Genomic DNA, 17,151 nt, shown 5'->3' with positions numbered 1-17,151 from the left:
AGCAGTTTAGAAGCCGCTGAAAAAATCGTGTATTTGACGATTCAAGACTTTAACGAGAAATGGGCAGGGCGAAAGTTACGAGGATTTGCTGAAGCACAGGAGACGCTTCAACGAATGTTTGAAGAACGTTACAATTAACCAAATAATGTAAATGACAAACCAATAAAATAAGGGGATTCTCCCTTCCTGCACAAAAGACTGAATATTCAGTCCTTTTGTGGAGGGAACTAGTCCCCTATCCATTCCAAATCCATTTCAGAGATACCCTATCTATGTTGCATTACACAAAATTCTTGACGGTACCACTTACATATTATAAAGATGTCATAAACACCGATGTTACAACCATTTATAAAAATTATTTAGTGATTTTTGGTTAAGACAAAAAGAAAAAGAGCGTGCATTATATGTACGCTCTTTTTGCTAATCCCTATCTATAATTAATGCCAATACTAAACAAGAACGAGATAAAATATGAAATAATCAGAATGCTGTGTAGTCCTCCACCTAAATATGCGTAAAATTTATCCCCCTTTTTCAACCCTAACAAAGAGATGAAGACTCCAAACAGGGAAATCAATAAGTAGCTAAATCTAAAAACCGGTAAGTCGGATAAAATGTAGATATTTAACAAAAGAAGGAGAAATAACGCTATAAAGGTATTTATCATATTAATATGGGACATCCTGATTTTCATTTATTAATCAACTCCTCACTAAGGTAAAGTTACCTGTCCCATTCGAATGACTTTTACTTCCCTCATTTTTTCTAGAGAGAACACATCTTGAGGGGTGCCTGTAATGCTTATTCCATAGACCCTCAATTCTTTATGTGTTTTCAACCATTGTAGTCGCTCGGTAACTTTTAAATCTTTATACTCTGTTAATTCTGTAGCCAATTTTTCGTGTTTGTTCAAGAGTTCAAGTCCCTTTACTACCTCTTTGTAATCTGTGAAGGAACGGTTAAATACAGAATCCACATCCACTTTCTTATAAGGAAAACCAATTGTCGGCGTTTGTATAAAATCCAAATCATCCTTCATTTGTTCCTCTATACCTGTGTCTAACGCAAGCCATGTCATATGATATCCTTTAAATTTATTATTGATTTCCTGCAAGGAATAGGACCGATCTAGAGAAATGTAGATTTCAAGCGGCCAATCCTTTGGAAGAGATTCAATTTTCGTTCTTTCATCAGGCAAAAAGTACTTAGCTTTTGGATGAACAAAGCGAATTTCTAGATGACTCTTGGCATATCCAATCGCTCGATAATTAGATTCTTTATCAAACACATCATTTAGGAATAGGTTATATGTGTCCTTGCCAAGATATCTTCTCTCGTCCCCTAACCATTTATATTTATCTGTTGTGATACTCATGGTAAAAGGGTGAATTGTGGCATCGATGTTATCGTAATCCATATATACATTTGGGATTAACATTTCAGTGACAGCTCCAATGGTTTGAATAGCTTCATTTCCCTTGCTATGCTCTCGTCCCCAACCGTAATAAACCACTGTAAACATCGTCAATAGAGGTACAATCACAAGTATAAAGGAGATGACAAGTAGCGTATTTCTGAAAAAAAATGTTTGTTGTGCACGTTTAATTATTTTGGAAGTATCCACTTCCTTGATTCCTTCATCTCTTACGGCATCGTTAAGAAATTCATTGTATATATCAAAACTCTCCAGAAGTTCCTCCACTTTTTGTTCTTCTTCTTTACTTAGCGTGCCATGTTCATACTTTTTTAATAATTTTTTTAATTCCTCTTTTTTCATTCCTTCACCTCATTACGCAACCGTTTTTCTAATTCGCGTCTTCCGCGAAACAAAAGGCTCTTTAACTGTGGAATTTTCACTTTTAACAACTCTGCAGCTTCTTTATAGCTAAATCCTTTTAGATCGACTAGGGTAATAGCTTTTTGTTGAAGTTCTTTCATGGCGGCCAAATGTTTATAAATCGATTCCATTTGATACTTCCGTAAGACCGTATTTTCGGTTTCTAATGATGAATCAAGTTTCAGTGACGCCAAAAAATCATCCAGTTGGATATCATGTCCCTTTTTCGTTTTTCTATAGTGGTCGATAAAAGTATGATAGGCGATCCGATAAAGCCATGGCTTGATTTGTGTTACCTCGCCTGTACTGCTTAAATGCAGATAAGCCTTATAAAATGTTTCTTGCAATAAATCCTCTGCCAAATGATAGTCATTGGTTAATCTATACAGATACCGAAAAAGGGATTGAGAATATAAATTCATAAGTACATTGAGATCAAAATTTATGGCAATGGTTTCCACCCCCCATTCCGATATTTATGACGGAAAAAAAAACGAAAAGTTTCTCTTTTTTAATTTTTTTTTTTGAAAATGCGTATCTAAAATATCTAAGGTTCATCCAATATAACAATGTGTACTTTTTCGTCTAATCTAGAAATTATCTTTGGGATTAAACTAACAAGAGAAAATGTTTTTATTTATAAAGGTTGTATATCTTATTGTCTAAGATTCTTTATTACATGAATTTACTTAACAAGGAGGTTTAAATAAAACATGAAAAAAGCTGATGAAAAAGCTTCTAAAGAAAAAAATCAATCTTCCGAAGTTGAAGCCCAAGTTGTTGTTTATTGTGATAAACATCGCAGTTGTTGTTACAATAATGCGGATTGTGAAGGGACATTTTATTACTATCCATCTGGATCTTCTGTGTTACAATATTGTGGGTGCGCTTAATTTTAAAGTGAAAAATGTGGTTTTTTAGGCAATATGAGCTATCGCTCATATTGCCTTTTTACATGGGGAAGCATCTGTAAAAAGCCAATGATGTTGAAGATACGCAAAAAGATGAACTTAGATATGTCCAAATAAAGTAATTAGGTGAGATAGAATAACATCAGGTTATGCAACGGATAGGTGCTATTGAATACATTGAATTCTATCAATATCATTATTATTTCATTACGAATGAGCTCAATAGAAATATTATACGAATAAAACCTATTGTTTGTCACAAAGAACTTTATAACGTATTTAAAATTGAATAAACCGTCCATTAAGTATTGGACGGTTTATTTCGTTAATTCTTCCATTATTTTTTTTTGATTAAATCCTAAAATTTTTGACTTAATAACCCCGTTTTCTTTTGTAATAGTAAATGGAGTCCCCTGTCCCCCCAGTTCTTTAAACTCTTGAAAGAATACATCGTTATCATGAATATCCTTTTCTTCAAACACAATTCCTTTTTCTAACATAAATTCCTTCTGTTTTTTACAATGTATGCAATGTTTTGAAGAGTACATAATAAATTCCATTGTCGAGCCCCCTTTGTAAAAAATACATTATATAAAGAAGGTTCCTCCCAAAATTCAACAACCTCGCCAACATACTTTTTTGTTATTTTGCATTAGATCTTTTAACTCCCAAAAGCCTGGTATCGATTCTATATCATATTTTTGAATATACATAATTAACCTGTACTTTAACTCCTGTTCCAGTTCTTCTCGTTCCCCTAATTTCGTCATGGAAAGTGTTTTTTGTAATTTTGGTTCAAACATATTAATAATTTGTTCTAATGCTTTACTATCTTTTTTGGATTGTTTTACCAATTCATAAAACATAACTTGTATTACTCCTTTCTTGTCTCTCTAATGACCTCGCCTAATTGGTTAATTACTAACTCTAAACTTTCCAATTTCCTTTCAAACCGTAAGAAAAGGTAAATAGTTATAGCAATGGGAAACCCGAAGTTTCCTACAATGGTGACCCATTGAGGGAAATCACATACAGTCATCCTTTAATCCCCCTTTTTCTTCGATATATTTACAGATGCGTCTTAGAGCGGCCTTGTGTATTTTGGATACAGCTTGTTGTGATTTGTTTAACAATACCCCAATTTCTGTATCTTTAAGGCCCTTTACATATGCCAAGCTAATTACTTCTTTTTGTTTTTCAGTTAAAGATTGAACCGCCTCATAAAGAACTGGATTAGTAATGTGATCTTCAATATTATCACTTCGCAAAATATCTTCCACTTGTATTTCTGTTGACTCATCAACAAGCATAGTATTGAAAGAAGTACTTGATGTATCATTCCCTATAGGTTGATCTATAGTTAAGAGCTGACGACCTGTAACCGTCAAGTAAAATTGAACACTTTTTGCTCATTAATTTTGAACAGTTTCATCGCTGAAAATGGAAATTCTATGCTTCATGCGATAGCTGTCTCCGTTTAAATGAATCACCTCTGCCCGATGAATAATTCTATCTAATACGGCTGTAGTGATCGCTGGATCCCCCAGTAGTTCTCCCCATTCACTTGGTCCCTTGTTGGACGTTAAAATAATGGATGATTGATTGTACAAGTCATTGATCAAATGGAAAAACAAATTGGCTTCTCGTTGATCCATCGCCATAAACATGAGATCATCGATAATCACGAGGTTGGATTCTCTTAGACGCTGAAGACGAATTCGAGATTTGCGAGTGATTTCTTCTGTTTTTAACGCTTGAATCAACTCTCCCATGGTAATAAACGTCACTTTATACCCTTGATCAATCGCCTCCATCCCAAGTCCAATCGCTAAATGGGTTTTCCCTACACCTGGCGGTCCTAATAAAATTAAGTTAAAAAGTTGGTCTAACCATGCGAGTTCCCGCAATTGATGAAATTGTCGTTTTGTCAGTGATGGCTGTTCATCCAGCTGAAACTCGTCCAATGTCTTGTAATACGGGAAAGCTGCCCATTTTAGACGCCTTTCCCGTGCTTTTTTCTCCCGACAATCTTGTTCATACTGCAATACTATGGACAAAAAACGAAGATAGGTCATCTCGTTTGTTTCTGCTTGTTTCACTAGTACAGGCAGGTGCGAAGCCGTTTCTGTCAAACGCAACGTTCGCAATAACTCTTGTACTTTCGCCAGCTGGCTCATTTCGTTCTTCCCTCCAAAATCTCAATATATTCTTCGATGCTTCTGACAGCTGGTTGAGCTTCCAAAACCGAAAGGTTCCCCTCACGTAATGGTTGAATTCGGTTCACTGAAACGACTTTGTCGGAAGTGTTCCATCTATGTTGTCGTTGTAAGTAACCGACCATATCTGTAAATGCAGAGGCGCTATACAACTGTAATTCCATACATTTTTGCAGCGCTTGGCTGCACAGAGAGAGTGGAAATTGAGCCAGCTGCTTTTGAATGAGCTGTAATTGATCCCGTATATATCGTGGATAGTTTTTTCGTATACGTTCGAGATACTCCTTGGCCGCATCCGGATTTTCAAATTCATGGGCAATCCTCTCGAGATACACATCGATCCCTTTCGCTCGATCACGCAGATGATTCCGGTTTTGAATGAGTTTCCCTTTGCCGTGAGTGATCGGGTGTTTCCCTAAGTATTCCCCGGTTTCCAAATCATAGATCAGGAGTTCTTGTTCTGCCTCTTGAATGACGATTTGCACCGTTTTCCCAAACGATGTATAGGTTCCGCACGGAACCGTGTATCGATTGGATTTGTACAGAATGGTATTGTCCTTTCTCACCGTCCTTGTTATACTGTTGGTAAGGTTTGTTTTGGGGACGCCAGTCACGTCCAATGATGGAGAGATCGGTCGTAAGTGTGCTTTTTCGAGTTCGAACACATCGGCCGGTCTCTTTTTTGTCGTATTATGAACTCTGCCGTTTCCTGTTCGGCGCAGCCAATTCCATCCTTGTTCATTCCATGCATCGATAGTAGTAAAGATCCGATGTTTGGCAAAGTTATGTTTGATAAATCCTACGACGTTTTCGATTTTCCCCTTACTTTCCGGATCTGCCTTTCGACATACATGAAGAGTCAAGTTTCGTTGTCTCCGATAGGCTTCAAATTCGGCTGTGAGAATGAGATCCCCGGCATTTTCGCTGACCACAATCAGGTTGTCCTGATCGTAAACCAGTTCGTTTGGGATTCCCCCAAACCATTGGAACGCATTCTCGTGCGCTTGGATGACATCTCTCGTCGTAAAAGGACGATTCAGCCACTCCATGTATTTATAACGGGAGTGCGAAAGAACAAAGGCGATAAAATATAACACGATATCCTTTCCTTGTTGATTTTTTACTTTGACTTTTCCAAAATCGACTTGCGCTTGGTGACCTATTGGTGGATCTGGCACTGCTTGATATTGGCGGACAGAAGTTTCTTTTGCGATGTTCCACTCCTCTCGTAAATTCCTCACATAGCTGCGGACCGTACTTTCTCCCACACGGAGATCAGGATATTGTTCCTCCAGCCAATCTTGTACTTGAGACGCTGATAGATCTGGATGCTTCTGAATCCAATGTAAAATAATCTCTCGGTAAGGGTCTAACTTTTTTCTTCGCTGCTTCGTAGAAGCCAGCCATATCGTCATTTCCTCTGGTGAACGTTTTAAATAGTTATATAATGTCGTTCTGGATATGTTTAATTTTTTAGCGATAGTGGCTTTACTAAATCCTTGCTTTAAGAGCTGATAAATTTCCATGTACACTTCCCACTTATCCACCTTTCCATCCCTCCAACAGCTAGATAGCATTCAACATCTATCATAGCTGTTCGGAGTAAAATTGGTAAATAAGTGTTCAATTTTATTTGTCGGATTCTGTCCATTTTAGTTTAGCAGTTACACGACCACGCATTCTCCGGTAGCGCTTATCAAAATTAATTGCATTAAAGTAGAGAACGGTAGAGATATACGAAATAAATCGGATATCGAAATAAAATTTTTTAAATTCATTGTCAAGTATTTTTTTATTTTTTTCCGATGGATCACAGATGACTCGGAAAAATAATTCTTTGTTCTTTTCCTCCATCAGAAACGATTTGATTACGGAATTTTCCAAAAAATCTTTGTTTTCTTCTTTAAATTGCTCGATTTTTTGTATACAAAACGGATCTAGTTTTTCGTCCTTCAAACTGCGCTACCCCTTTCACCTTGTTAGTGAACATATGTTCTTTTTTAGTGTGAAAAAATGACCAATTGGAATAATTAGCCAATTAGATCGTAAGGTGAATCCCTCTACATTCCTGGAATATGGTGTTATTTTTTTGAAAATGAATTACAATATTCCAAAATCTTATTGGAAGCTTTAGCGTACTCTTTCACCAATTCTGCTATCAATTCTTTTTCCGCTTCTGTCGAATTTTCGTCTAAACATTTTGTGAAAAATGCTTGAGTTTTTCTAGCTTCACAGAAACACTTAAGTAGTATTTCGTAATTTAATTGTTTTCTATCTGGATGATCATCTATTCTTAAGATTGAATCGTTTTTTAAATCAAGTTTATAAACTGGAGTGTTATCTATATAAATCCAGTTTGAAATTCCGACATGTTTAATCAACCTGCATCCTTGTCTATACTGCTCCTAAATGAGTAAATCAAAGGAGCGGAAGAAGAATGAGGAAAAAAGGATTACAAATTACAAACGATCATGGTTGGACGATCGAACGTCTTCAAGAACAGGAACGCAAAATGAAAAAGGCGAACATGGCAAAACGAATTGCAGTCATTCGTCTGATTATGCAAGGCTATTTGGGGATCCAAGTCGCTGAGCTCTTGAATCTCCACCGTGAGACCGTTTCGATTTACGTGCAAAAGTTTAATCAAGGTGGGATGGATACGTTATTAGAACGTCGATACGCCCCGGGCAGAAAGCCGTATCTATCTCCAGAAGAAGAACGGGAATTAAAAAAAATGCTGGAAGAAAGCACTCCTGCCGATGAAGGATACGGCATTGAAACGGGCTGGAATACCCGGATTATTCAACATGTGTTAGAAGAGAAATTTTCTGTCACCATGTCCCGTGGCGGTATTGGTGATATGCTTCATCGATGGGGATTTCGCTATACACGCCCTACGTATACCCTCAAACGGGCCAATCCACAAAAACAAAAAGAGTTTCAACAGGAGATGGAACTCATAAAAAAAACTTGTCCGACAACATGGTCATAATCTATGAAGATGAAAGCCATATTCGAGATTACCAAACTCTACGGGCCACATGGAGTGTTAAAGGGCGTCAAAAACAAATCCCTACGTATGGACATCACGCAACCGTTAGCTTATTAGGCGGTGTGAATATCGAAACGGGGGAATTTCACTGTATGGAAACCAATCAATGCAATGCACAGGCTTTTCTGCAATTTCTCCAATACACATTGGACCAGTATCCAGATAAACATGTCGTGATGGTCTTGGATAACGCAAAAATTCATCGCGCCAAAATTCTTCAGCCTTTTCTACATGAGCACGAAGAACGGTTGACTTTGATATTCTTACCCCCGTATTCACCGAATTTAAATTTGGTCGAACGGATTTGGGGATGGCTGAAAGAGAGCGTGATTGCCAATCGGTTTCATGCCAATCGAAAAGAGTTGCGGGAATCGATTGTTTCGTTCTTGGAGCATCTCACTCAATTTCCAGAAAAAGTGCTCCAACGCATTGGACAGATAGTTATGTCGGAAAATTAATCTGAATCTATATAGCAGATGGAATGCAACGACTAGCGTATATGTTACAACGGGAACGAAATACGATTTTAGAGCTGGGAACAAGGATGCCGGCAAAACGGGCTGGGATGGGATTACCGAGTATTCAGGCAATTCCTCCGGCTATTTCACAAAAGTGAGATCTTGGGTGAATACGTATTACACGGTTCAATCTAAATACACATCTTCTATTATTAACGGTATCGCCACTCATGAAATGGGACATGCTTTAGGATTAGATCATAGTAACTCAACTTCCTCTGTCATGTTTCCTTACACTTTCTACAGCGACGGCTCTTTAGCAAGAACTACGACTTCCCCGGGAAGCGACGACAAAGCCGCTTTAGCAAGCCTATACGGCCATCTTGCTATCGCACCTCAATCAGACGTATCAGCGAATCCAGATGTGAAGTCAGACAATATAGTAATGCTGCATCCAAGTTGGGCTGTCGGATATAAAGACATCCAAAGCCTCGCTAAAGATGCGGACATGATTATAGAAGGAACAATAGAGCATTCAAAATTAAAGAAAAATGCGCCTGATGATTTTCTAAGCTATAAAACAGAGCACACGATCCAAATTACGGATGTATTAAAAGGCGATCGTTCCTTCAAACATTCTTCCATGTCCTTTAATCAGCTAGGCGGAATTGACAGTTATGCAAGCGTAACGTATGACACAGGCACTCTATTACACAAAGGTGATCACGTGATCTTATTCTTAAGAAAGGACGATAACGGCGAATATAGCCTGATCAATGAAAACGACTCCATTTTCTTCGCTGGCGATTTGACAAAAAAAGAGTATAAATATTTAAAGAACAACGAAAAATTCACGAAAGATCAAATCCAAGCAAAGATTAAGTAAGTCTACCTTTGCGCAAGTAACACGTTATTACAGATATATTCCATTTAGAAAAGGATGTCCTGCGTTTTCAGGACATCCTCTACTATTATTTTTGGGAGTTCGCTTTAATATATTCGTTTTCTTTGATCTTGACCGCAATGGCATCTTCAACGGCCACATTAGGAATTTTATAAAGCGGCGTCCCTTCTTTATAATAGTTTGAAAAATGATCCGGTGTGGACTCCTGTTCTTTCGTTGAGTAGTGCTGAATCATGCCAATTTTTTCACCTACTTTTTCAACCTTTTCATTAGTTGCAATATATGTGATGTGATTCCATATGATGAGTTTGTCTGATACCCAGCTTTTTGCAGAATTCTTTCCTGTCGCCTGATCCTGACTGCACGCCGACAAACAAAGGACCAAAAGAAACAAGATTCCCCAACGTTTGATCGTATTTCCCCCACTTTCGATTTTAAATAATCTTTTACTGCTATATTCTATCCCTATTCCCAATTCCCTTTTTATTATTACAAATTTAGTAAAATTAACCTTTTATATCAATTAGAAGAAAAACAGCGCACCTTCTAGTAATAAGAAAAGAAGACAATAAGCTAGAATGGAAAACAGGCGCTAATCCACTTACTTACAATCAGACTGAGGTGTCTACGTTCCCGTCATTCGTTTCACCTAAGATGTGATTATGATTTGAGCAAAATAACGATTTCGCATACCACGATTCTTCTGTTACGATGAAAAAGACATTTACTGCACATTAAAAGGGGATTCGATTGATATGAAAAGAAAAATTGAAGTCGAAGATGATATCGTAATCATTGACGGTTTTGAAATTGGCGGCTTCCTTGTTGGCGAATATTGCACAACTTGTGGAAGTGAGATTATTCTGTATGAGTTTTTCGATTCAGAATTTTGTCCTGATTGTAATGAATGGCTGTCGCATTGCTGCGGTGATCCAGATTGCATGTTTTGCAAAGAAAGACCCGAGAAGCCGCTGCCTAAACAATTGTTTGTAATGTAATGGCGTGCTGTGCACGTCATCGTTACAAACTGCATCAACTTTCAATAAAATACAGTTGTTTTATACATAATGAAATGGGCTGATCTCCCAACATCCGCTTGAAACGATGTTGAACCAGCCCTTTTATTTTTTAGATATTGGATTCGCTGTTTCTTATCCATATATCGGTTCTTTCAACATTCTTTTATACATCTAAAACGGAATGTTTGGGGACAGCGAAAAACCACATTTTCACATATATATGCTTAATGATGTAGTACAATCTGCTTTCTATTTGGAGCGGTCGGAGCTTCCTCGAGCCATCTATGTTCAATCATGAGATTGGAAGCTTCTGCATTATATTTGCCTAACTCCATTAAAAGCCTTGCGTAAGAAGTTGAAATATCGGCTCGTTGGCATGTAGCAAGGGCAGTACCGTACATCGCCATCGTCGTAGAAGTAAAAACCATTTGATGATAAAGCATTAATCGGTCAGAGAAAGGCGGAACCGTTGAGTCGATAATATCCGCTTCCCTTGATCTCGGTCTTGGGAGATGATCGTCCGCCAACAGCCGTTCCAAAATTTCAATATGCTTACCGTAAATTTGCACCCCTTTCCAAAAGTACTTTCTGATTTTTTCCGACTTCGCCACTTGAGCGAATGATAACACAAACGCTTTAGTCAACTGGATCTTTTTCGCGTCCCAAAAAATGTTATTGATCTCTATCGAATTTAACGGCCTTCTGTTTCCAAACAGTCCCATCGCTTCAAGCTTCGATTCGTAAAATTTGTAGTTGTCCGCAGGCGGGATATAAGGAGGTTTGGAAAGAATTCCTTTTCTCAATAAAAGATCCAATGAGATGTTAAAAAGCTGTATCGTTTCTTCTTGGCATTTAACATAGAAATCCCTTATATCTTTGCGAGTGCTTGTAGCCAACGCAGCCGCATATCCGCTTAATCCGTTAATCGACATTATGAAAGTATACTTTAAACAAATATCGTCCGCATACAGACGCGGAGCTGTCAGATCTACATCATTTTCTGTAAATGCATGAGGAATGGGAAATCCCTCCTGTTGGAAACATTGCTTAAGTGTTTTAACGTGATTTTCCGCCAAGTTTAATGCAAGTTCTAGAACAGAACGAATGGATTGATCTTCAATGATTTGCAACATATACTTATATACACCAATAACCATTGTATCGACCTGATATTGTGACCACAGGCTTGCAATTTCCGGAGCACTGATGTCTACTTTATGAGTAATTTCCATATTTTCAACGTCAATCGGAGTACGCTCGTCCATTTTTACTTCCTCCTTTAATCCCCAACTAATCAACAAATTTTCCATCGTTTTGTATTATGTACATAAAAGTTCTGCACATGTACACTTTGCACTTGCAATTAATTCCTTTCATCAAATTGTAAGGATCATTATGTTTATTTGCTTTTACATGGCAAACAAACGGTTGTCGGTACATCGACAGTCAAATGAATGATTTATATAATCAGCATTGCCCGTTATATATTGGATTAGAGTTTCCTTTTATATAAGAGGAACAATCCCTATGTGGAAATGTTCCTCTCTGCATTTGTTTTTTACTCAACCTTCTTGCTCTGCCGATTCCATATCAATGACATCATAGACGCTTTGAACATTGTCAGGGTCATTGGCAATCGTCTCGTCTTTGGCAATTTGTTTTTGGAAATCAGTGCTCACCTGTACGGTTTTGAATAGAAGTTTGATGGCGGTTTTCAAAGCCATCGCATCAAAATCCGTTTTCCAAGGCCCAACGAGCTCCCCTTCTTTGTTTTTTGAAGCAGTAAACCTTTTGGCGTGGCGCAGCGCTTGTTCTTTCGTAATCACTTTAAACTGTTCCGAACCGTCTTTAAATTTGATATAAGCATAATATTTTCTTGCGTATTCTGGATTTCCATACTTTTCCGATTCGACATTCGGCTTATGGACGAGCTTTTGATTGCTTCCGTATTGAAACTCAAAATAGTCATCTTCGTACACAATCTCTGCCGTAATAAAAGCGACTTTCCCGGTGCGATGCGCTAAATCGATGTAGCCTTTGTAGCCAATTTGAAACTCGGCGTCGAAGCGGCCAGCCTTGCTGTTCCAGCGCGGCACTAAATAGGCATACCCGTGCAGTCCGGGCTCTAGACCGAGAATGGCACTTTGCATAATCGCGCCGCCAATCGACTCGATCGAACATTGGCTCAGTTGAGGATTTCTGCGCACTTCACTAAGCGCGATGCGCAAAAACCGTTCCGAATCGAACTGCTTCGGCAATACCGTTTTGACGCTAGGAGCCATTCTCGATAAATAATTTTTAAACTGTTCGCTAAATGTTTTTGGTTTTTCTTGAATTCCCTCTGCCCTTTCTGCCAGTTGTTCTTTAATTGATTCCGGCGTTCCCATTGATCGCCACCTCCGCTTTTTTCATTTTTAAAACTCGATGACCTTTTCTTGTCGGCTTCCAAGTGATCATTTCAACACCATCGTACGTTCCAATTTCTTTTTCGCCTAAAAAATGCTTAATGCGATTTTCTAACTCCTGTTTTCTCAATGCCAGCTTCTTCATTTGCTTTTTGATTTGTTCTAATTCACCGATCCATTCCATACATTCATCCGAAAGTTCGCGTCTCTCCTTCACGGACTCCCTATACAAATCCTCTAGCGCATCTGTCGTCGAGCCGGAGTAATCGACTGGAGGGGGAATTTTTCGCAGCACGTGGTTGTTCCAAAAATCAGCTTCTAAACGATACAAATATTGAATCACTTCCTCGTCACGCTCAATTTCTTTATAAAGAAATTTGTTGCCCCCTATTAATACCGCAATATAGGCAAAAGAGTAATTCGTAACGGCTAAATAGTGCTGTACTTGAACATAGTAACTATCTGGTATATTGTTTCCCGTCCATTCCTCTTTTAAATACTCTGAAGACGTTTTGCACTCTAAAATGCCGATTCCTCTGTTAGGACAGATGACCTCCCGATCCAATGTCGCCAGCATAAAATCATACGTATCATGTTGAAGCAATTCGTTCCGTGTTCGAACTTCAAGACCCGAACGTTTAGAAAATTCTGCTGCGACCGTTTCCTCTAACGTCCTCCCCCAGTAAGCCGCTTCACTTTCCTCATCCGCAAGCGATATCGCCCCGATTTTTTCTAAATAAACAGAGAAGGCGCTTCGATATTTGTCCAAGCCGACAATCGCCCCCACATCCGAACCGCCGATTCCTTTTTTCCGATACTCCATCCATTGTTCGTGGCTTAAATCCTCTAGGCTGGCTACGATTTTCAATAAATAGCCACCTCCCTTCGTAAGGTGTTGTTCATGCTGTAGCGGGCAAATCGCCATCGGTTCAATCAAGCGTTCATCGTTTTTATTTTTATATGTTTCCCTTACATAAAGGAGATTTACCAATATATTTTCTACAACTCAAAATAAAAAGAAGCGCTGCTATAAGCGCTCCATTTAAGCAATTGCATAATATTTCATCGGAAATAAAATACTAAGGAATGGTGCTATAAAGATAAGTTGGAGTTAGTACATGTTTGCAGTCTTCACATAAAAAATGAACCTATCCCACCTGCACTTTATTTCAAAGTGAGAGAGGTTCATCCACGCTTTTAACGATAAAATTCAGCACTGCCCCATATCAATTCACTTGCTTTGATTGAAGTTTTTTCTTTCTCCAAGGTTTTAAATAGGAAATGATAAAAATGAAAATAGTGACGGCCACTTGAAAATATACAGCGTATTGTCTAATTTCGTGATTTTGTATAAAAACGGGATTGGTCAAAGCTAATTGTTTTTGCGTTTCCAATAATTCCATATTGGCTACCATCAACTTGTCCACAACAAAAATCCCAACAATCGTTTGGATCATATACAGAACAAATTTGACCCCAACCCAGCGATGCTTAAAAAATCCCCAATTGGTGAAAAAACCATAAGTAAAACCGACTAGTAATGTTCCGATGGCTCCCCATCTAATGATATTGTCGCTAATGATCACAATGTTTTTATAACCAAGGTACGCCTCATCATATTTTGTAAAATCAATATGGAGATTCAATGCCAATGAGCTTAAAATTCCCCCGAAAAATAATACGACTAAAAAAACATGGATAATTTTCAACCATTTCATCCCATTAGGCCCTATTTTTTTCAACTCGATCCCTCCAAAAGTCTTTACTAACACCATTCATTATAATGAAGAAAGAATCATTCCCATATGTGCCGCAGTCTTAATGATTTCTACTTCGGAGGTCTTATTTTTTATAGTCAAAAATCGTTTTAGTCTTTTCAACTGATTTTCCTTTGTAACTAGCAAAAGCGAGGAGGAGGCGTGGTGCATGAAGCCAAAAGTTGTAGCGAAGTGGGTTACAGGAATTACTGCCACAGTGGCGGCCGCATCTTTGATCGGATTTGTGCAAAACCATCGCATCGCTGATCAAACTACAGTGACACAAGTGCAACGATCAGCAACGAACGATCAGCCCCATGCTGTTTCTCAATTGGACTAGGATCAGCAAGACGATTTTTCTCAATTCATCAAAATCATTTTTCGTCGTTTGATCAAAAAATTTGGCGAATACGATCCTCATGCCGCATTCAACTAAAACCAATTATTTCATGGAATGCAGCCATCTGAACGGAGAACGAGACAGTCAATGATGAAGCCAGTCTTTTTTATTTCTCCTAACAAACCAAATAAAGTTCGGTCATCACTTTTTTCAATCCTTCCGCCTCTTCTTTTTTGCCGCAACAATTCTTAAAACATAAAAAAACGAGCCGCCGCCGCAGCCCGTTATGTTCACCTTTCTAACAATTTTAGCTCATTTTAAATAAAACGTTTCTTCATTTTTCTGATTCCATTTTATCGTCACTTTTATTGGCTCGCCTTTCTTCGTTACGTCACATCCAGAGCAACCGGTCGGAATTTTAATCGTTGCTCCTTTATGTGTCTCTTCATTCAAAACGGTTTTACCGCTGTCATTAATAATAATTTGTAAATTCTTGAACTCTGTATTCTTTTTTGCATGTTTATAACTAAAGAGATAATTGCCATTTTCTGAGTTCCCATCGATGTTGGCAGAATACTCCCCTTTCCAGTTCTTGCTTTCCCCGGAAAAAGAAATAAACTCGCTGCCGCATCCGCTTAAAGCGAAAACTAAAAGAATCACAAAGAAGAAAAGCTTTTTCATGGCCTTCCCCCATAAAACTGTAATGTTATTTACTCATTCTTCCGGTTTGCTTTTGTTCCTTCTTGGACTAAACTCTCCCAATCCGCTGACCTAACGGCTTTCATTTAACGATCCCTCTATAACCTCCCTCTCCGGCCTGCGTTGTGCTCGAAGGCGATCCTTTTCGGCAAGCCCATTATTAATCTGTACATTTTTTATAAGCAACTACAATTCGCGAAAACGGAAATGTATAAAAAACTCGCTTTGTCTCGACATGCGCAGCGAGCGGTGTGAGTATCTTAACATATTCCTGCACCCGTTTTATATCCGAAATCACCAGTCTTCCGTCTGGTCGCAACACCCGCCACATCTCTCTAACCGCTTGTTCTCGATCGGCAGCGCCCTTGATATTATGAATCACAAAATTCGAAACAACCGCATCAAAACTTTCAGCAGCAAACGGCAATTGGCGCGCATCCCCGTCTACGATTTCAATATCAGCCGCTTCTTCCCTTTTCGCATTTTTCTTAAACGCTTCTTTCCCATTTCCACTAAGATCCCACTGTGACCATCGATCAATCGCCGTCACCTTACAGCCCAGCTGCGCCGCCGCAATCGCCAGAAGCCCTCGCCCCGTCCCTACATCTAACACTTGATCTCCCGCACGTACTTGAGCCAATTTTAAAATGACATAACGATGCTTGAGTTTGATCACAGTTGAATACAAAAACATCCAAAGCCCCGTCAGTAACATATAAAAGCCAAAGATGAGACCGCCCATACTCTTAGGTAATCCTTGAAGGCTTACAAGGGAAAAACCTAATCCGATGACAATGAAAAATCCTACCCAAAAAGGCGCATCAATTCCGTACCGGAAAGTAAATCGCACTTCTTTCCCTCCTTCACTTTGTTTGTACCATGAGTTGGCCGAGTATACTTAAAAAAGAAAGGAAACAGTTATTCTCGCCCCTATTACAAACAAATTTTTTGTATAATTATACCATAAAATAAATTAAATTCCTCTAAATTATTAACAAAAATAAGCTAGAGATTAGGTTTCAGCCTCCCCTTGTCCATTGATGTTGCTATTTCTATGTAACTTTCGCCCATTGGCCTTCATGATTTTTCTAGAGGATCATTCGAAAACGGCATGATCCCTAAAAAAAGGATTGAAAAGCGCTGAACGAATTTCTGTTAGAGACTATTCCTTAGGAGGAACGACGATGAAAAAAATCTTATGTACTGTAGATGAGCATTTTTTATTACAATAATTTCCATAGTTAGAGAGACAAACAGGGTCCCCCTTACGCGATACGGAGCTGTTTTTTGATCACATCAATGGGAATATCTTGCTTCGCAGCGTCATAAATGAACTCGACGACGCTGTGGTCTTTCCGCGACCGAAGAAGCTCCAGCCCGGCGGAGAGGTTTTGTCGGGATTCGGCGATGCTGTAAACAGAGGCCAAGAGCACCACCGCCCAATACCGTTTCACCGCCCGAACGTGGCGAACGCGGTATCCATCCAGCTTCAGTTGGTCTTTCGCCTGCCGGAAAAAGCATTCGATTGTCCAGCGCTGGGCGTAGTAACG

At 38.7% G+C, this 17,151-nt stretch carries 22 protein-coding genes and 2 pseudogenes; 6 read left to right on the top strand and 18 right to left on the bottom strand.

What is annotated here, in order from left to right:
* Positions 1-138, top strand: a pseudogene (locus N667_RS18930) (IS256 family transposase); the annotation flags it as partial.
* A 577-nt stretch (positions 139-715) separates the two neighbouring features.
* On the opposite strand, the gene N667_RS0116765 reads toward N667_RS18930, so the two are convergent.
* Both N667_RS0116765 and N667_RS0116760 read right to left on the bottom strand, forming a co-directional pair.
* Positions 716-1,780, bottom strand: coding sequence for an anti-sigma factor (locus N667_RS0116765; protein WP_027410591.1), 1,065 nt, complete (start codon positions 1,778-1,780; stop codon positions 716-718).
* Positions 1,777-2,262: a sigma-70 family RNA polymerase sigma factor gene (locus tag N667_RS0116760; protein ID WP_027410590.1), complete on the bottom strand. Its 486-nt coding sequence runs from the start codon at positions 2,260-2,262 to the stop codon at positions 1,777-1,779. The genes N667_RS0116765 and N667_RS0116760 overlap by 4 nt, the downstream gene beginning before the upstream one ends.
* Positions 2,263-2,553: 291 nt before the next feature.
* Here N667_RS0116760 and N667_RS0116755 point away from each other — a divergent pair, with 291 nt between their 5' ends.
* Positions 2,554-2,733 (top strand): hypothetical protein, encoded by a 180-nt coding sequence (locus N667_RS0116755; protein WP_156936156.1) that lies wholly within the window; start codon positions 2,554-2,556, stop codon positions 2,731-2,733.
* Between the two features lie 335 nt (positions 2,734-3,068).
* On the opposite strand, the gene N667_RS0116750 is transcribed toward N667_RS0116755, so the two are convergent.
* The 8 genes from N667_RS0116750 to N667_RS0116715 form a co-directional block, all read right to left on the bottom strand.
* Positions 3,069-3,311: a glutaredoxin family protein gene (locus N667_RS0116750; RefSeq protein WP_027410588.1), complete on the bottom strand. Its 243-nt coding sequence runs from the start codon at positions 3,309-3,311 to the stop codon at positions 3,069-3,071.
* Between the two features lie 54 nt (positions 3,312-3,365).
* A complete protein-coding gene (locus tag N667_RS0116745; protein ID WP_035099209.1) occupies positions 3,366-3,617 on the bottom strand; it encodes a helix-turn-helix domain-containing protein in 252 nt (83 codons plus the stop codon).
* 8 nt (positions 3,618-3,625) lie between these two features.
* The gene (locus N667_RS19610) at positions 3,626-3,790 is read right to left on the bottom strand and encodes a YvrJ family protein (protein ID WP_084279279.1); all 165 of its coding nucleotides are present in this window, start codon (positions 3,788-3,790) and stop codon (positions 3,626-3,628) included.
* Complete coding sequence (locus tag N667_RS18925; protein WP_051530085.1) at positions 3,777-4,139, bottom strand: sigma-70 family RNA polymerase sigma factor; 363 nt, start codon at positions 4,137-4,139, stop codon at positions 3,777-3,779. Before N667_RS18925 ends, N667_RS19610 begins: the two co-directional genes overlap by 14 nt.
* A gap of 24 nt (positions 4,140-4,163) precedes the next feature.
* Complete coding sequence (gene istB, locus N667_RS0116730; RefSeq protein WP_027410586.1) at positions 4,164-4,928, bottom strand: IS21-like element helper ATPase IstB; 765 nt, start codon at positions 4,926-4,928, stop codon at positions 4,164-4,166.
* The gene (istA, locus tag N667_RS0116725) at positions 4,925-6,514 is read right to left on the bottom strand and encodes an IS21 family transposase (RefSeq protein WP_051530084.1); all 1,590 of its coding nucleotides are present in this window, start codon (positions 6,512-6,514) and stop codon (positions 4,925-4,927) included. The genes istB and istA overlap by 4 nt, the downstream gene beginning before the upstream one ends.
* A gap of 82 nt (positions 6,515-6,596) precedes the next feature.
* Positions 6,597-6,923, bottom strand: a complete 327-nt coding sequence (locus tag N667_RS18920; RefSeq protein ID WP_051530083.1) for a hypothetical protein — start codon at positions 6,921-6,923, stop codon at positions 6,597-6,599.
* Between the two features lie 125 nt (positions 6,924-7,048).
* On the bottom strand, positions 7,049-7,348 hold the full coding sequence (locus tag N667_RS0116715; protein WP_027410584.1) for a hypothetical protein: 300 nt from the start codon (positions 7,346-7,348) through the stop codon (positions 7,049-7,051).
* Between the two features lie 56 nt (positions 7,349-7,404).
* On the opposite strand from N667_RS0116715, the pseudogene N667_RS20425 reads away from it, so the two are divergent.
* Positions 7,405-8,477, top strand: a pseudogene (locus N667_RS20425) (IS630 family transposase).
* Positions 8,478-8,643: 166 nt separating this feature from the next.
* Positions 8,644-9,363 (top strand): matrixin family metalloprotease, encoded by a 720-nt coding sequence (locus tag N667_RS0116700; RefSeq protein ID WP_027410581.1) that lies wholly within the window; start codon positions 8,644-8,646, stop codon positions 9,361-9,363.
* 85 nt (positions 9,364-9,448) lie between these two features.
* On the opposite strand, the gene N667_RS18915 is transcribed toward N667_RS0116700, so the two are convergent.
* The gene (locus tag N667_RS18915) at positions 9,449-9,775 is read right to left on the bottom strand and encodes a hypothetical protein (protein WP_051530082.1); all 327 of its coding nucleotides are present in this window, start codon (positions 9,773-9,775) and stop codon (positions 9,449-9,451) included.
* Positions 9,776-10,136: 361 nt separating this feature from the next.
* Here N667_RS18915 and N667_RS0116690 point away from each other — a divergent pair, with 361 nt between their 5' ends.
* Entirely contained in the window at positions 10,137-10,379 is a 243-nt protein-coding gene (locus tag N667_RS0116690) for a hypothetical protein (RefSeq protein ID WP_027410580.1), read from the top strand.
* Between the two features lie 245 nt (positions 10,380-10,624).
* On the opposite strand, the gene N667_RS0116685 is transcribed toward N667_RS0116690, so the two are convergent.
* The 4 genes from N667_RS0116685 to N667_RS0116670 all read right to left on the bottom strand — a co-directional run bounded on the left by N667_RS0116685 (position 10,625) and on the right by N667_RS0116670 (position 14,547).
* Positions 10,625-11,665 carry a DUF3231 family protein gene (locus tag N667_RS0116685; RefSeq protein ID WP_027410579.1) on the bottom strand — a complete coding sequence of 347 codons (1,041 nt, stop codon included), beginning with the start codon at positions 11,663-11,665 and terminating at the stop codon, positions 10,625-10,627.
* 297 nt (positions 11,666-11,962) lie between these two features.
* A complete protein-coding gene (locus tag N667_RS0116680) occupies positions 11,963-12,787 on the bottom strand; it encodes a recombinase RecT (protein ID WP_027410578.1) in 825 nt (274 codons plus the stop codon).
* Positions 12,765-13,673: a YqaJ viral recombinase family protein gene (locus tag N667_RS18910; RefSeq protein ID WP_035099214.1), complete on the bottom strand. Its 909-nt coding sequence runs from the start codon at positions 13,671-13,673 to the stop codon at positions 12,765-12,767. The genes N667_RS0116680 and N667_RS18910 overlap by 23 nt, the downstream gene beginning before the upstream one ends.
* A gap of 358 nt (positions 13,674-14,031) precedes the next feature.
* Positions 14,032-14,547 (bottom strand): DUF2269 family protein, encoded by a 516-nt coding sequence (locus N667_RS0116670; protein WP_027410577.1) that lies wholly within the window; start codon positions 14,545-14,547, stop codon positions 14,032-14,034.
* Between the two features lie 184 nt (positions 14,548-14,731).
* Between N667_RS0116670 and N667_RS19895 the strand changes: the two genes are divergently transcribed.
* Positions 14,732-14,902, top strand: a complete 171-nt coding sequence (locus tag N667_RS19895) for a hypothetical protein (protein WP_156936155.1) — start codon at positions 14,732-14,734, stop codon at positions 14,900-14,902.
* Between the two features lie 312 nt (positions 14,903-15,214).
* Here N667_RS19895 and N667_RS0116660 read toward each other — a convergent pair whose 3' ends face one another.
* The 3 genes from N667_RS0116660 to N667_RS0116650 form a co-directional block, all read right to left on the bottom strand.
* Complete coding sequence (locus N667_RS0116660) at positions 15,215-15,583, bottom strand: hypothetical protein (protein ID WP_027410576.1); 369 nt, start codon at positions 15,581-15,583, stop codon at positions 15,215-15,217.
* Between the two features lie 178 nt (positions 15,584-15,761).
* The gene (locus N667_RS0116655) at positions 15,762-16,451 is read right to left on the bottom strand and encodes a class I SAM-dependent methyltransferase (protein WP_027410575.1); all 690 of its coding nucleotides are present in this window, start codon (positions 16,449-16,451) and stop codon (positions 15,762-15,764) included.
* A 415-nt stretch (positions 16,452-16,866) separates the two neighbouring features.
* Positions 16,867-17,151, bottom strand: a 285-nt coding sequence (locus N667_RS0116650; protein WP_027410469.1) for a transposase, incomplete at its 5' end; no start/stop codon positions are given.

This window comes from Anoxybacillus tepidamans PS2, assembly GCF_000620165.1.
Taxonomy (GTDB): Bacteria; Bacillota; Bacilli; order Bacillales; family Anoxybacillaceae; genus Anoxybacteroides; species Anoxybacteroides tepidamans_A.
This window is presented reverse-complemented; position numbering and strand designations above follow the sequence as displayed.